Genomic DNA, 14,450 nt, shown 5'->3' with positions numbered 1-14,450 from the left:
AGCATGAAAAAAGGCGCCCCATTTTTGCGGAGCGCCCTGTTCTTTTCGGCCGTGGCCTCAGGTATTCATCGACTCGAAGAACTCCGAGTTGCTCTTGGTCGAGCGGAGCTTGTCGAGCAGGAAGTCGATCGCGTCCATCGTGCCCATCGGATTGAGGATGCGGCGGAGCACGTACATCTTCTTGAGCACCTGCGGATCGGTGATGAGCTCCTCCTTGCGGGTGCCGGAGCGCGAGATGTCGATCGCCGGGAAGGTGCGCTTGTCCGACACCTTGCGGTCCAGGATCAGTTCCGAGTTACCGGTGCCCTTGAACTCTTCGAAGATGACTTCGTCCATGCGGCTGCCGGTATCGACCAGCGCGGTCGCAATGATGGTCAGCGAGCCGCCCTCCTCGATGTTGCGGGCGGCGCCGAAGAACCGCTTCGGGCGCTGGAGCGCGTTGGCATCGACACCGCCGGTCAGCACCTTGCCGGATGACGGCACCACGGTGTTGTAGGCGCGGCCAAGGCGGGTGATCGAATCGAGCAGGATCACGACGTCGCGGCCGTGCTCGACCAGGCGCTTGGCCTTCTCGATCACCATCTCGGCGACCTGGACGTGACGCACCGCCGGCTCGTCGAAGGTCGAGGAGACGACCTCGCCCTTGACCGAGCGCTGCATGTCCGTGACTTCTTCCGGACGCTCGTCGATCAGCAGCACGATCAGATAGCATTCGGGATGATTGTGCGTGATCGAATGCGCGATGTTCTGCATCAGCACGGTCTTACCGGTGCGCGGCGGCGCGACGATCAATGCGCGCTGGCCCTTGCCGATCGGCGCGACGATGTCGATCACGCGTGCAGACAGGTCCTTTCGCGTGGGATCGTCGATTTCCATGCGGAAGCGCTGATTCGGAAACAGCGGCGTGAGGTTGTCGAAATTGACCTTGTGCTTGGACTTTTCCGGGTCCTCGAAATTGAGCGTGTTGACCTTCAGCAGCGCGAAATAGCGCTCGCCCTCCTTCGGACTGCGGATATGGCCTTCGATGGTGTCGCCGGTACGCAGGCCAAAACGGCGGATCTGCGAGGGCGACACGTAGATGTCGTCGGGGCCCGGCAGATAATTCGCATCGGGCGAGCGGAGAAAGCCGAAGCCGTCGGAGAGCACTTCGACGACGCCTTCGCCGACGATGTCGGTCTCGGCGAGCGAGAGCTGCTTGAGGATGGCGAACAGCAGCTCCTGCTTGCGCATGGTGCTTGCGTTCTCGACCCCGTTCTCTTCCGCGAACGAGACGAGCTCGGCCGGGGTTTTCGACTTGAGGTCCTGGAGTTTAATTTCCCGCATTGGGGTGGTCCTGTGGGGTAGTAAGTAGGGAAGGGGTGCGAGGTGGCTTTGGAAAAAGCGGACGCCAAAGGAAGGTCCGCAGGTCTCAGCCAGGAAAGTGCCGTTTGGGCTTTCAAACCTGATGCGGCGCCGGTCCGAAAAGAACCGGAACGCGACCACATCCGCCTGCGTGGGGTGGGATAAATCCTATATAGAAAATCGATTCGTCCTTCGCAAGAAGGACTGAAGCATGCGTCTTGAACATCGTGATGTCTAGAACGGCTTCACCACCACCATGATCACGATCAGGATCATCAGAACCGTCGGCACCTCATTGATAATACGATAGAATTTCTGTGTTCGCTGATTCCGGTCGGCGGCGAAATCCTTCACCCAACGGGAAAAAAAGCCGTGGATACCCGACATGGCGAGCACCAGCGCAAATTTGACGTGAAACCAGCCGGATAGGTACCAGTGTCCGGCCCAGACCAGGAAAAGACCGGCCAGCCAGGTCACGATCATGGCCGGGTTGATGATCGCCTTGAGCAACCGGCGTTCCATGACCTTGAACGTTTCCGACTGCTTCGAGCCGATCTCCGCCTCGCAATGATAAACGAACAGCCGCGGCAGATAGAGCATGCCGGCCATCCAGGAGATGACGGCGACGATGTGCAGGGCCTTGACCCAGGCATAGATCGGCAGGGCGTTGATCCAGTCGAACATCGCAGTGATGCCTTTCGGGGAACAGTTCGGGAGGACTCAGCGTTGCGCGCAAGGCTTTGCCGGCGAGGGACGGATACATATCCGCACACACAGCTCTCCTAAACCTAATTAATTTTAGAATCTAAGGTTTGAGTCTTAATGGCAGTGAATTTGACTCATGCAAGGCGGTCCAGCGGTTGCTGCGCGCTTGTTCACATCTCTCAACATTCTGGTCGGCAGCGGCGGATATCCGGAATCTGTCGCAGGACTCAATTGGTTGCGCGCCTCTGTGGCCAGCTTATGAAGAGACAAATCCACATTGCTTCACTATCATCTTCGCCATGACGTCGACTTATCCTTTTGCGACGTGCTGTGAAGAAGGGGGCGAGATATACAGGGGCCTGGCCCTGGACCCTGATTCTTCTCCTCGACCTCCACAGGGATTCACAGGATAGACAGGGGCTCTGGTGCCGACGACCTCCAACTATTTCCATCTGCATCTGGTCTCGGACTCCACGGGTGAGACGCTCATCACCGTGGCGCGCGCGGTCGCGGCCCAATACGCCAACGTGACGCCGGTCGAGCACGTCTATCCGCTGGTGCGCAGCCAAAAGCAGTTGGACCGCGTGCTCGATGAGATCGAGGAGGCGCCGGGAATCGTGCTGTTCACGTTGCTCGAAAAGGATCTGGTCGCCAGGCTCGAGGACAAGTGCAAGCAGATCAATGTTCCGAGCCTGTCGATCATCGGCCCGGTGATGCAGCTGTTCGAAGCCTATCTCGGCGCTGCGACCACCGGACGCGTCGGCGCGCAGCACGTCCTCAACGCGGAATATTTCAAGCGCATCGACGCGTTGAACTACACGATGATTCATGACGATGGTCAGCACGTCGAAGGTCTCGACGAGGCCGACGTGGTCCTGGTCGGCGTGTCCCGGACGTCGAAGACGCCGACCTCGATCTATCTCGCCAATCGCGGCATCCGCACCGCCAACGTGCCGCTGGTTCCAGGCATTCCGGTGCCGCATCAGCTCGAGACCCTGAAGAAGCCGCTGGTCGTCAGCCTGCATGCGACGCCGGAACGCCTGATCCAGATCCGGCAGAATCGCCTGCTCACCATGGGCGACCGCGACAATGACACTTACATCGACAAGCAGTCGGTAGCCGACGAGGTCGCCTTTGCCCGGCGCCTCAGCGCGAAATTCAACTGGGCGCTGCTCGACGTCACACGGCGTTCGATCGAGGAGACCGCGGCCGCGGTGATGAAACTCTTCAACGACCGCCAGCGTTCTCGGCCGTCGGAATGATTCTCACGTCATGAGCATCTGGTGTGGCCCACAGAAGCTGATCCTCGCGTCGCAGAGCCGCGCGCGAAAGATGCTGCTTGAAAATGCCGGCCTCAATTTCGAGGCGCTGCCGGCTGACATCGACGAACGCGCGGTGCAGAAGAATTCCGGCCTTTCGGCGCCGGGCGAGATCGCATCGCTCCTGGCGCGCGAGAAGGCGTTGTTCGTCTCCAGGCAGAGGCCCGGTCAATACGTCGTCGGCGCCGACCAGACGCTGGCGCTGGGGCAACGGATGTTCAGCAAGCCCGCCGGCCGCACGCAGGCCGCCGAGCAGCTCGGCCTGCTCGCCGGACGGACCCATGAGCTGCATTCCGCCGTCTCGGTCGCGCGCGATGGAAAGGTCCTGTTCAGTGATGTGAGCGTGGCCCGCATGACGATGCGGCGGCTCGCCGCCGGCGAGATCGAGAGCTATCTCGACGCCGCCGGCGACGCCGTCACGACCAGCGTCGGCGCCTATCAGCTCGAAGGCCTCGGCATCCATCTGTTCGAGCGGATCGAGGGCGATCATTTCACCATTCTCGGCCTGCCGCTGCTGCCGCTGCTTGCGTTCCTGCGCCGCGAGAAGCTGCTCGTGGTGTGAGGCGCGGAGGCGTGGCGACGGGAGAGATGCTGAACCGATGTTGATGCGATGCGGATCCTCGGACTGACCGGCTCGATCGGGATGGGCAAATCCACCACCGCGAAACTGTTCGCGGAGGCCGGTGTGCCCGTCTACGATGCGGATGCCGCCGTGCATCAGCTCTATGAAGGCGAAGCGGCTCCCGCGATCGAGGCTGCGTTCCCCGGCACCACCGTCAACGGCAAGGTCGACCGCACAAAACTGTCGGCGCGCGTCGTGCACGATCCTGCCGCGATCAAGCAGCTCGAGCAGATCGTTCATCCGATGCTGGGCGCCTCCCGGCAGAGATTCTTCGCCGATGCGGAAGCCGCAGGTAGCCCGATCGTCGTTGTCGACGTGCCGTTGCTGTTCGAAACCGGCGGCGAGAAGCGTGTCGATGCCGTCGTTGTCGTCACCACGTCGCCCGAACTCCAGCGCCAGCGGGTGCTGGCGCGCGGCACCATGGACGAAGCCAAGCTCGACGCCATCATCGCCAAGCAGACGCCGGATGCCGAAAAGCGCCGGCGCGCCGATTTCGTGGTGGATACGTCACACGGACTTGAGCCGGTGCGGGCGCAAATCGCGCACATTCTGGCCGAGGTCGTTAAGATGCCGCAGCGGCGAGCCTGATTCGCCCGCCATTTCGGATTCTTTCACGACATGCGCGAAATCGTCCTCGACACCGAAACGACCGGCCTCGATCCGCTCCGCGGCGACCGACTCGTCGAAATCGGCTGCGTCGAGATCCTCAACCGCATGCCGACGGGGCAGACTTTTCACGTCTACATCAACCCTGAACGGGACATGCCGGCGGAAGCGTTCGCGGTGCACGGATTGTCGTCCGAATTCCTGGCCTCCAAGCCGCTGTTCACTGAAGTGGTCGACGAGTTTCTGGAGTTCATCGGCGACGCCCCGCTGGTGATCCACAACGCCTCGTTCGACATCGGCTTCATCAATGCCGAGCTTGACCGCATCAAGCGCGCCGCGATCCCGCGCGAGCGGCTGGTGGACACGCTGCTGCTGGCGCGCCGCAAGCATCCCGGCGTGTCGAACCGGCTCGACGATCTCTGCTCGCGCTATGCGATCGACAATTCACGCCGCACCAAGCACGGCGCGCTGCTGGACGCCGAGCTGCTGGCCGAAGTCTATGTCGATCTGGTCGGGGCGCGACAGTCGCAGCTGCTGCTGGCTTCGGACACGTCGGATGCGCGTGCGGGCGGCCATAGTGGTGATACGCCGCGGCGGCAGCGCGAGACCCCGCTACTCGCGCGGGTCAGTGACGCCGATCGGGAGGCCCACAGGGCCTTCATTGCCACGCTCGGCGACAAGCCGATCTGGAACGATTACCTGCCGCCGCCAGCGCCTGCGGCAGCACCGGCGGCTTGAGCCCCTATTGGACTCTATCCCCATCATCTTGATGGGGCGAGCCTCGAAAGATGCGCGGCCACCGTCGGGCCGTTGATCCTTCGAGACGGCCGCGTTGCGGCCACCTCAGGATAACGGGTTAGGCTTCGGTATTCTCTGACTCAAATCAGCTCGGCTTGACGCCGGGAGCAGCCTGGGCGGCCGCCTGCCGCTCCATGTTCTGGCGATACAGACCGACGAAGTCGACCGGATCCAGCATCAGGGGCGGGAACCCGCCGTCGCGTACCGCGGTCGCGATGATCTCGCGGGCAAACGGGAACAACAGGCGCGGGCACTCGATCATGACCAGCGGATGCAGGTTCTCCTTGGGCACGTTGACGATCCGGAACACGCCGGCATAGGCGAGCTCGAACGAGAACATCACCTTGCCTGCGGTCTCGGCCTTGCCCTCGACCGAGAGGATCACCTCGTACTCGTTCTCCGACAGGTTGTTGGCGGAGACGTTGATCTGGATGTTGATCGCCGGCTGCTGTTGCTGCTGGCCGAGCGAGGCTGGCGCATTCGGGTTCTCGAACGACAGGTCCTTGGTGTACTGCGCCAGTACGTTGAGCTGGGGAGCGGGTTGTTCGACGGGGGCGCCGTTGCCATTGGTCATGAAAATGTCTCCTGGAGCAGCGCTCGATGGACAGAATGTCCGACGGCACGCGTTAAGGTGTTGAGAATGCCGATGCCGGGCGAGTGGCTATCATAGGCCCGGCTCGGTCCACAAGGACGACGAAAGGGCGGGCCGGCGGCAAGTTCTCCCGGCAAAGGGCAGCGCGCGCGAGCCTGCCCAATCTCTTAACAGCTTCCTAAATTATTGAAGATGCGCGATTTCCTGAAAAGGAACGGTTTCCCCCGGGGGTCAAAACGCGCTACACTTGCCCGTGCCAAAAAGCGCCATTGGCCGGGCATAGTTTCGTGCCTACATCTGCGGACTCTATCGGTGATGTAATCTCTGCTGTTCCCGACCGGGAACGCTTTGACGGCCGGCCCGTTGCCGGCAGAGACCAGAAAGCGAATTCGACGTGGATATCTACACCATCATCTTCCTGGCGCTGGCCGTGTTTATCTTCCTGCGCCTGCGCAGCGTTCTCGGACAGCGCACGGGAAGCGAGCGGCCGCCTTATGATCGCGCCGCGCCCAACGTCGTGCAGCGCGGTCAGGACAACAACGTCGTTCCGATCCCTGGATCGGTGATCGACCAGCCGGCCTCGGCGGCGCCCGCCGAGCCGGTCGAGCCCACGGAACGCTGGAAGGGCATCGCCGAGCCCGGCACGGCGCTGGCGCAGGGTCTCGACGCGGTGGCCGTCCAGGATTCCACGTTCGACCCGCGCCATTTCATCTCGGGCGCCCGCGGCGCCTACGAGATGATCGTGCTGGCCTTCGCCAATGGCGACCGCCGTGCGCTGCGCGACCTGTTGTCGTCGGACGTCTATGACAGTTTCGATGCCGCGATCAAGGAACGCGAGAAGAACGAGCAGAAGACGGAGACGCGCTTCGTCTCGATCGACAAGGCCGAGCTCGTCGGCGCCGAGATGCGCGACCGCACCGCCCAGCTCACTGTGCGCTTCGTTTCGCAGATGATCTCGGCCACCCGCGACAAGGCCGGCAACATCGTCGACGGCAGCGCCGACACGGTCGCCGACATCACCGATATCTGGACATTCGCCCGCGACTCGACTTCCCGCGATCCGAATTGGAAGCTGGTTGGCACTGGAAGCGCTCACTAAGCATCTCAGCTACGGGCGGCTCGCGGTCGCGTGCTGCGCGCTCGCGGTGCTGTGCTCCACCGCAGCGATCGCTGCGCGCTACAGATCAAGCCGGCACCCTCCGCCGCGACACGAGCATAGCCACCCGATCCCCTATCCCAATCTGGAAATGCCGCTGCAAGTCAGCGGCAGCCAGTACGAGCCGCTCGCCTGGCCCAACGTCGCCGGCTGGCGCGACGACGATCATCTGGCAGCCTACAAGGCGTTCCGCACCAGCTGCAAGCCGATCGCGGCCCAGCAGGGTGCGCCTGCCGATTCGAAAGCGCTCGGGAGCTCGCTGCGCGATCCCTGCCGGATCGCCAAGGGACTCGCGCTGAGCGACGGCGTCAGGGCGAAGGACTTCTTCGAGCAGAATTTCGTGCCACTGCGCATCTCGCGGCTCGGCGAGGACGCCGGCTTCGTCACCGGTTACTACGAGCCGGTGCTCGATGGATCGCGGACCCAGACCGACGTCTATAACGTGCCGGTCTATCGACGTCCGTCCAACCTGTTCGTGCGCGGCAAGACGCAGAATTCGGTCGGCCTGCCCAATGGCGGTGCGGTGTATCGCAAGATCGGCCGGCGCAAGCTCGTGCCCTATTACGACCGCGGCCAGATCGAGGACGGCGCGATCGCCGGCCGCGGGCTCGAGATCTGCTGGCTGAAGAGCCAGACCGATCTCCTGTTCGCGCAGATCCAGGGCTCGGCGCGCATCAAGCTCGAGGACGGCACCACGCTGCGCATCAATTACGATGCGCATAATGGTTATCCCTACACGGCCGTCGGCCGCATCCTGATCGAGCGCGGCATCATCCCGAAAGAGGAGATGTCGATGCAGAAGATCAGGGAGTGGATGGCGCAGAACCCCGACGGCGCCAAGGAGCTGCGCCGCGCGAACCGTGCCTACATCTTCTTCCGCGAGGTCAACCTCTCCGACAAGGACGAGGCGGTGGGCGCGCAAGGCATTCCGCTGACCGCCGGCCGCTCGATCGCAGTCGACAAATCGCTGCATGTCTACGGCACGCCGTTCTTCATCGAGGGCGAGCTGCCGATCGAATCCGAACGCGCCAAGACGCCGTTTCACCGGCTGATGATCGCGCAGGACACCGGTTCGGCCATCATCGGCCCCGCACGCGCCGATCTGTTTTTCGGCGCCGGCGCGGAAGCCGGAAAGGTCTCGGGCCGGCTGCGGCACAATATGCAGTTCGTCATGCTGGTGCCGAGGGGTCTCGACCCCGTCGCGCGCGGCCACAAGCTGCCGGTTCCGGATGAGCGGCCCTCGGCCAAGATCGCAAAGCTGTTTCCGCAGACCGAGCCGCCGAAGGACAAGCCGGCGGCGAAGGCCGCGGATGTGCCGACCGCCGGCATCGCCAAAAGCGCGGCGAAAGACTCTGGCAATAGCGCCGCCAGGAACCCGGCCGCGAAGGATGTCGCGCCCGCAGCGCCGGCAGCAACAACCCCTGTCGCGCAGGCCGCACCTGTGGCAGAACCGGTGCCGCTGCCGGTCGCCCGGCCCGATATTCCGCAACCGGAGAAGCGGCGCTTCCGGCGCTATCGCCATCACCGCGAGCAATGAAACGACCCGCGCCGATCCCCGATCTGTCCGCTCCGTTGCGGCGCAAGCGCGCGCTGAGCGAAGAGGAGCGTGCGCTCTGGGAAAGCGTGGCAAAGCAAGTCAAGCCACTGCGCAAGCGGCCGGTCGCCGCGAAGGCACGCGCCGTCGCCTCCGATCCGGCCACCCATCACGCGATTGCCAAACCCATCCCGGTCAAGCCGGCGACAGCGGTCAAGGCTGCGCCGGCGCAACGCCCGCACGTGCCGCCGCTGGCGCCGATCGGCCGTCGCGAACGTACAAAACTCTCGCGCGGCCGCAGCGAGATCGAGGCGCGGCTCGATCTGCACGGCATGACCCAGACGCGCGCCCATCGCGCGCTGACCGGTTTCCTGCACCGCGCCCATCAGGATGGCCTGACCTTCGTGCTCGTCATCACCGGCAAGGGCCGCAGCGGCGGCGAAAGCGGCGTGCTCCGCCGTCAGGTGCCGGAATGGCTCAGCCTGCCGGAATTCCGCACCTTCGTCGTCGGCTTCGAGACCGCGCATATCGGCCACGGCGGCGAGGGCGCGCTGTATGTGCGGGTCCGGCGCGCGCGCTGAGCGTGCTCAACGAAAATGTTAGAACGGCCTGACGATCCCGACGCGCGGGATCAGCGTCACGATCCAGCCCGATATCGTCGTCTTGCGGTCGTCCGCCGGGATCAGCGGGACGTCCTTCGACGCCGGCAGCATCCTGGTGGCATGCAGGATCAGGAACATGCAGACCGCCCAGCTCGAGATCCAGCGCGAATAGTCGAACACCATCGCGAACATCACGACATAGGCGGCGCTGATCATGACGAGCGCGCCGAGCACGATCCGGCGATGCAGTTCACTCGCGAGCGCGCCAATCAGCCGCGCGAAATAGCGCCATAGTGGCGTATGCAGCCAGATCAGCAGCGCAAACACCGGAACGCCCAGGATGTTCGAGGGCATGCGCCCCCAGGTGTCGGCAACCTCCTTCGCCAGCGGCTGGTACCAGATGTAGGCAAATTGCAGCAGGTCGGTCCGCGCGGGATCGGCCATCCGGCTCTGCAGATGACGGATGAATTCGTCATAGGGCACGTCGACCGTGCCAGCGAATTGCGCGACCAGGAACAGGATGCCGACCCCTGCGAGGGCCGCGATGCCGAAGACGGCGTTCCTCGGCGTCACGCCCTGCACCAGATAGAAGCGCAGCACCACGATCGCCGTGATGGTCGGCACATACATCAGGACGAAGATATGATGGACCAGGATCAGCAGGATCGAGAACAGCGCGGCAATCAGCACATACGCCATTGAGCGCGCCGGGCATCAGCAGCAGGATGATTGCCAGCGCGCAGCCATAGATGTCGAAATGGCCGAGCGTGTGCATGAAGTTCTTCAGGAAGAACGGCGAGCCCGCGGTGAGGACGAAGAGCGGCCAATGCGCATCGTTGAAGCCGAATGTGCGGCGGAACAGTTTGATGAACAGCCCGAGCGTCACCAGCCAGATCGCGCCGGCCAGCGCGAACACCAGCCATACGGGCACCTTGTCGGTGAACAGCGACACGATCGCCCCGACCAGCGCGCGCTTGGTGAAGCCGTAATGATAGTCGACCAGCAGATGGATGTAGGGAACGAAGGGCGGCAGCGCGATCTTGTGCAGGAACACGCCGACCAGTACCGCCGCATTGACGGCCAGCATCAGGCGCCAGGGGTTTTGCCACACCCGCAGATTCATCGATCGCCCACTCTCGTCGTCCCGGGCAAGCGAAGCGCGACCCGGGACCCATAACCACCGAAGGTAGTTCTAGAAGGAATGTCGGCCCGAGTCTTTGTCACCGCAGACTGTCGGGGTTATGGGTCCCGGCTTTCGCCGGGACGACTATGGTGGCCGCCTACAAAATAAACCGGCTCAGGTCGGCGTTCTTGGCGAGGTCGCCGACATGCTTGGTGACGTAGTCGGCGTCGACCTTGATCGTCTCGCCGCTGCGGTCGGGGGCGGTGAACGAGATCTCGTCCAGCACCCGCTCCATCACGGTCTGGAGCCGCCGCGCGCCGATGTTCTCGACCGTGGAGTTGACGGCCACCGCGACGTCGGCGAGCGCGTCGATCGCGTCGTCAGTGATGTCGAGCGTCACGCCCTCGGTCTGCATCAGCGCGATATATTGCTTGATCAGCGAGGCCTCGGGCTCGGTCAGGATGCGGCGCATGTCGTCGCGGGTCAGCGCCTGCAGCTCGACGCGAATCGGCAGGCGGCCCTGCAATTCCGGCAGCAGGTCGGACGGCTTGGCGACGTGGAACGCGCCCGAGGCGATGAACAGGATGTGGTCGGTCTTGACCGCGCCGTGCTTGGTCGAGACCGTGGTGCCTTCGATCAGCGGCAGGAGATCGCGCTGCACGCCCTCGCGCGAGACGTCGCCGCCGACGCGGCCGTCGCGCGCGCAGATCTTGTCGATCTCGTCCAGGAACACGATGCCGTTGTTCTCGACCGCGCTGATCGCCTCCAGCGTCAGCTGCTCGGTGTCCAGCAGCTTGTCGGATTCCTCGTTGACGAGGATCTCGTGCGAGCTCTCCACCGTGAGCCGCCGCGTCTTGCTGCGGCCCCCCAACTTGCCGAAAATGTCGCCGAGCGAGATCGCGCCCATCTGCGCGCCCGGCATGCCCGGGATCTCGAACATCGGCATGCCGCCGCCGGACGATTGCGTCTCGATCTCGATCTCCTTGTCGTTGAGCTCGCCGGCGCGCAGCTTCTTGCGGAAGGATTCGCGCGTCGCCGAGCTCGATCCCGCGCCGACCAAGGCATCGAGCACGCGCTCCTCGGCGGCGAGCTGGGCACGCGCCTGCACGTCCTTGCGCTTGCGCTCGCGCACCTGGGCGATCGCGACCTCGACGAGATCGCGCACGATCTGCTCGACGTCGCGGCCGACATAGCCGACCTCGGTGAATTTCGTCGCTTCCACCTTCAGGAACGGCGCGTTCGCGAGCCTGGCGAGCCGTCGCGCGATTTCCGTCTTGCCGACGCCGGTGGGGCCGATCATCAGGATGTTCTTCGGCAGAACCTCCTCCCGCAAGGAGCCGGAGAGCTGCTGCCGCCGCCAGCGGTTGCGCAGCGCGATCGAGACGGCGCGCTTGGCGTCGCCCTGGCCGACGATGAAACGGTCGAGTTCGGAAACGATTTCGCGGGGAGAGAAGTCTGTCATTGGCTCTAGCTAGGTTGGAATCGCGGTCTCGGCAAGCGGCAGTCCTCCAAGGCATCGTCCTCTAAAGAATCGGCGGCCCGGCCTGCCACTGCCGGATTGTCTCGAACGGGTGGATCAGCATGATGATGTTCAGTGTCAGATTGTCGCGAATGTGAAGCAGCAGCACGGTTTCGAACAAAACGCCGAGCGCGACGGTCGCGGCGATCGGCAGCTTGCGCGCCAGCAGGAAGCCGACAACCATCGCGAGCGTGTCCGAGACCGAATTGACGATGCTGTCGCCGTAATAATCCAGCGAGATCGTGCCGGCGCGATAGCGCTCGATGATCCAGTTGGAGTTTTCGACGAGCTCCCAGCTGCCTTCGATCAGCATCGCGACAATCAGCCGCCCGGGCCAGGCGAGGCGCGGCAGCAGGAGGAAGGTCAGACTGTAGAACAGCAGGCCATGCAGCACATGCGACAGCGTGTACCAATCGGCGATGTGCTGCGAATTCTCCGAGCTCATAACCGAGCCGTGCCATAGCTTGACATAGCCGCAGGCACAGATCGGCAGACGACCCATCGCATAAAGCAGCGCCGCCTGCAGCACGAGCAGCGCTGCCGCGATCGCCAGCCAATGCCACGCTGAAACGCCGACGGGCTTGTGCGCGATCGTCATGCGTCGCGCGCCATCAGCAGCGCCGGCCCGTCCGGCGTATCGACCATACCCATCTTCCGAAAACCCGCCTTCTCATAGGCGCGGATCGCGCGCGCATTGGCCGGATCGGGATCGGTGACGATGCGTGGCGCGCCCTGCGCCAGCCGGTCGTCGACAAAGGCGCGGATCAGCGCCGAGCCGTGGCCACCTGCCATCATGCTGGGCTCGCCGATGAAGAGGTCGATCCCGCGCGTGCCCTCCGGCTGGGCCCCGAAGCCGGAATTCCACGCCGTCAGGTCGTAGCACTGGATATAGCCGAGGTCGCCGCCATCGGCCGCGACGATGAACTGGTCCATGGCCGGCTCATCGAGGTCGCTGCTGACCAGTTCATATTGCTCGGCCGGATCGCCCCACCATTGGCGGACATGCGGCAACGCCAGCCACCGCTTGACCAGCGGCAGGTCGGCCGGCGTCATCGGGCGGAAATGATAGGGGCCGGCCATGCTCAGCCGCCGATCGTCTCGATCGTCACATTCCGGTTGGTGTAGACGCAGATGTCGGCGGCGATGTCGAGGGAGCGGCGGACGATGGTCTCGGCGTCCTTGTCGGTGTCGAGCAGGGCCCGTGCCGCCGCAAGGGCATAGTTGCCGCCGGAGCCGATCGCCATCACGCCGGCCTCGGGCTCGAGCACGTCGCCGGTGCCCGTCAGCACCAGGGAGACGTCCTTGTCGGCGACGATCATCATGGCCTCCAGCCGCCGCAGATAGCGGTCGGTGCGCCAGTCCTTGGCGAGCTCGACCGCGGCCCGGGTCAGCTGCCCCGGATATTGCTCGAGCTTGGCTTCCAGCCGCTCGAAGAGCGTGAAGGCGTCGGCGGTCGCGCCGGCGAAGCCCCCGATCACGTCGCCCTTGCCGAGCTTGCGGACCTTCCTGGCATTGGACTTGATCACGGTCTGGCCGATCGAGACCTGGCCGTCACCGCCGATCACCACCTTGTCGCCCTTGCGGACCGTCAAGATCGTGGTGCCGTGCCAGACCGGCGAGCTCATTTGGGGATGCTTGCATAGGTTACCTCTCTTCCGGGCAGATTTAGGCGGTCGGGCAGGGGGTTACAATCGGGACGAAATCGGAGCGTTTTCAGGCGAGGTGGCGCCGGCTCGCGTGAAGAAAACGCGGCAGAACCAGATCGACAACGAATTCCGGTCACCATGGCCGGAAGTTGGGGCGTTTCGAGGTCATCCCGCAGTAGCGAAGGTGACATCAGCCTGTTAAAAGACCGGCGTTTTCGGCACGGGAAAGCTCAATTTTCATGCGCACCGCGACGATCAAGCGCAAGACCAAGGAAACCGACATCGAGGTCTCCGTGAACCTCGATGGATCAGGCGTGTCCAATATCGCGACCGGCATCGGCTTTTTCGACCATATGCTCGATCTCCTCGCCCGCCATTCCCGCATCGACCTCACGGTCAAGGCGGTGGGCGATCTGCACATTGATCATCACCATACCACCGAAGACACCGGCATCGCGCTCGGCCAGGCGGTCAGGCAGGCGCTCGGCAACATGGCGGGCATCACCCGCTATGCCGGCGTACACATGCCCATGGACGAGACGCTCTCGCGCGTGGTCATCGACATCTCGGGCCGCCCGTTCCTGGTGTTCAAGGTCGATTTCCCCCGCGACAAGATCGGCGAGTTCGACACCGAGCTGGTGCGCGAGTGGTTCCAGGCCTTCGCCATCAACGCAGGCGTGACTCTCCACGTCGAGACCCTATATGGCGATAACAGCCACCATATCGCCGAGTCCTGCTTCAAGGGTCTGGCGCGGGCGCTGCGGGCGGCGGTCGCGATCGATCCGCGTGCCCAGGGCGAAGTGCCCTCGACCAAGGGTCAGCTCGGCGGCTGATCTCTGGAGCATGATCCGGAAGAGTGGATGCCGGTTTTCCGAAAGATCATGCTT

Annotated in this window: 15 protein-coding genes and 1 pseudogene; 8 read left to right on the top strand and 8 right to left on the bottom strand. The window is 63.8% G+C overall.

Going from position 1 to position 14,450, the window contains the following annotated elements; all coding sequences use genetic code 11:
- Positions 1-57: 57 nt before the first annotated feature.
- Positions 58-1,323 carry a transcription termination factor Rho gene (rho, locus tag RX327_RS01035; RefSeq protein WP_239628649.1) on the bottom strand — a complete coding sequence of 422 codons (1,266 nt, stop codon included), beginning with the start codon at positions 1,321-1,323 and terminating at the stop codon, positions 58-60.
- Positions 1,324-1,575: 252 nt separating this feature from the next.
- Positions 1,576-1,998, bottom strand: coding sequence for a protoporphyrinogen oxidase HemJ (hemJ, locus tag RX327_RS01030; protein WP_317251428.1), 423 nt, complete (start codon positions 1,996-1,998; stop codon positions 1,576-1,578).
- 473 nt (positions 1,999-2,471) lie between these two features.
- Between hemJ and RX327_RS01025 the strand changes: the two genes are divergently transcribed.
- From RX327_RS01025 to dnaQ, 4 genes are read left to right on the top strand one after another with little or no spacing between them, the layout of a single operon-like run.
- Entirely contained in the window at positions 2,472-3,308 is an 837-nt protein-coding gene (locus RX327_RS01025) for a pyruvate, water dikinase regulatory protein (protein ID WP_317249201.1), read from the top strand.
- A 10-nt stretch (positions 3,309-3,318) separates the two neighbouring features.
- On the top strand, positions 3,319-3,927 hold the full coding sequence (locus tag RX327_RS01020) for a Maf family protein (RefSeq protein WP_317249200.1): 609 nt from the start codon (positions 3,319-3,321) through the stop codon (positions 3,925-3,927).
- Positions 3,928-3,975: 48 nt separating this feature from the next.
- The gene (gene coaE / locus RX327_RS01015; RefSeq protein ID WP_317249199.1) at positions 3,976-4,575 is read left to right on the top strand and encodes a dephospho-CoA kinase; all 600 of its coding nucleotides are present in this window, start codon (positions 3,976-3,978) and stop codon (positions 4,573-4,575) included.
- 30 nt (positions 4,576-4,605) lie between these two features.
- Positions 4,606-5,331, top strand: coding sequence for a DNA polymerase III subunit epsilon (gene dnaQ / locus RX327_RS01010; protein WP_317249198.1), 726 nt, complete (start codon positions 4,606-4,608; stop codon positions 5,329-5,331).
- A gap of 145 nt (positions 5,332-5,476) precedes the next feature.
- Here dnaQ and secB read toward each other — a convergent pair whose 3' ends face one another.
- The gene (gene secB / locus RX327_RS01005) at positions 5,477-5,965 is read right to left on the bottom strand and encodes a protein-export chaperone SecB (protein WP_317249197.1); all 489 of its coding nucleotides are present in this window, start codon (positions 5,963-5,965) and stop codon (positions 5,477-5,479) included.
- 412 nt (positions 5,966-6,377) lie between these two features.
- On the opposite strand from secB, the gene RX327_RS01000 reads away from it, so the two are divergent.
- The 3 genes from RX327_RS01000 to RX327_RS00990 are packed head-to-tail and all read left to right on the top strand — an operon-like array spanning position 6,378 to position 9,254.
- Positions 6,378-7,082, top strand: a complete 705-nt coding sequence (locus tag RX327_RS01000) for a Tim44/TimA family putative adaptor protein (protein ID WP_317249196.1) — start codon at positions 6,378-6,380, stop codon at positions 7,080-7,082.
- The gene (locus tag RX327_RS00995; protein ID WP_317249195.1) at positions 7,060-8,676 is read left to right on the top strand and encodes a murein transglycosylase A; all 1,617 of its coding nucleotides are present in this window, start codon (positions 7,060-7,062) and stop codon (positions 8,674-8,676) included. The genes RX327_RS01000 and RX327_RS00995 overlap by 23 nt, the downstream gene beginning before the upstream one ends.
- Complete coding sequence (locus tag RX327_RS00990) at positions 8,673-9,254, top strand: Smr/MutS family protein (RefSeq protein ID WP_317249194.1); 582 nt, start codon at positions 8,673-8,675, stop codon at positions 9,252-9,254. The genes RX327_RS00995 and RX327_RS00990 overlap by 4 nt, the downstream gene beginning before the upstream one ends.
- An 18-nt stretch (positions 9,255-9,272) precedes the next feature.
- Here RX327_RS00990 and RX327_RS00985 read toward each other — a convergent pair.
- The 5 genes and pseudogenes from RX327_RS00985 to hslV all read right to left on the bottom strand — a co-directional run bounded on the left by RX327_RS00985 (position 9,273) and on the right by hslV (position 13,542).
- Positions 9,273-10,398, bottom strand: a pseudogene (locus RX327_RS00985) (hypothetical protein).
- Between the two features lie 157 nt (positions 10,399-10,555).
- Entirely contained in the window at positions 10,556-11,860 is a 1,305-nt protein-coding gene (gene hslU / locus RX327_RS00980; protein ID WP_317249193.1) for an ATP-dependent protease ATPase subunit HslU, read from the bottom strand.
- Positions 11,861-11,921: 61 nt separating this feature from the next.
- Positions 11,922-12,515, bottom strand: a complete 594-nt coding sequence (locus RX327_RS00975; RefSeq protein WP_317249192.1) for a DUF2585 domain-containing protein — start codon at positions 12,513-12,515, stop codon at positions 11,922-11,924.
- Entirely contained in the window at positions 12,512-12,997 is a 486-nt protein-coding gene (locus tag RX327_RS00970) for a GNAT family N-acetyltransferase (protein ID WP_028335799.1), read from the bottom strand. The genes RX327_RS00975 and RX327_RS00970 overlap by 4 nt, the downstream gene beginning before the upstream one ends.
- A 2-nt stretch (positions 12,998-12,999) precedes the next feature.
- The gene (gene hslV / locus RX327_RS00965; protein WP_317249191.1) at positions 13,000-13,542 is read right to left on the bottom strand and encodes an ATP-dependent protease subunit HslV; all 543 of its coding nucleotides are present in this window, start codon (positions 13,540-13,542) and stop codon (positions 13,000-13,002) included.
- 260 nt (positions 13,543-13,802) lie between these two features.
- On the opposite strand from hslV, the gene hisB reads away from it, so the two are divergent.
- Complete coding sequence (gene hisB / locus RX327_RS00960; protein ID WP_317249190.1) at positions 13,803-14,396, top strand: imidazoleglycerol-phosphate dehydratase HisB; 594 nt, start codon at positions 13,803-13,805, stop codon at positions 14,394-14,396.
- Positions 14,397-14,450: the final 54 nt, after the last annotated feature.

It is taken from the genome of Bradyrhizobium sp. BEA-2-5, from assembly GCF_032918025.1.
Taxonomy (GTDB): Bacteria; Pseudomonadota; Alphaproteobacteria; order Rhizobiales; family Xanthobacteraceae; genus Bradyrhizobium; species Bradyrhizobium pachyrhizi.
This window is presented reverse-complemented; position numbering and strand designations above follow the sequence as displayed.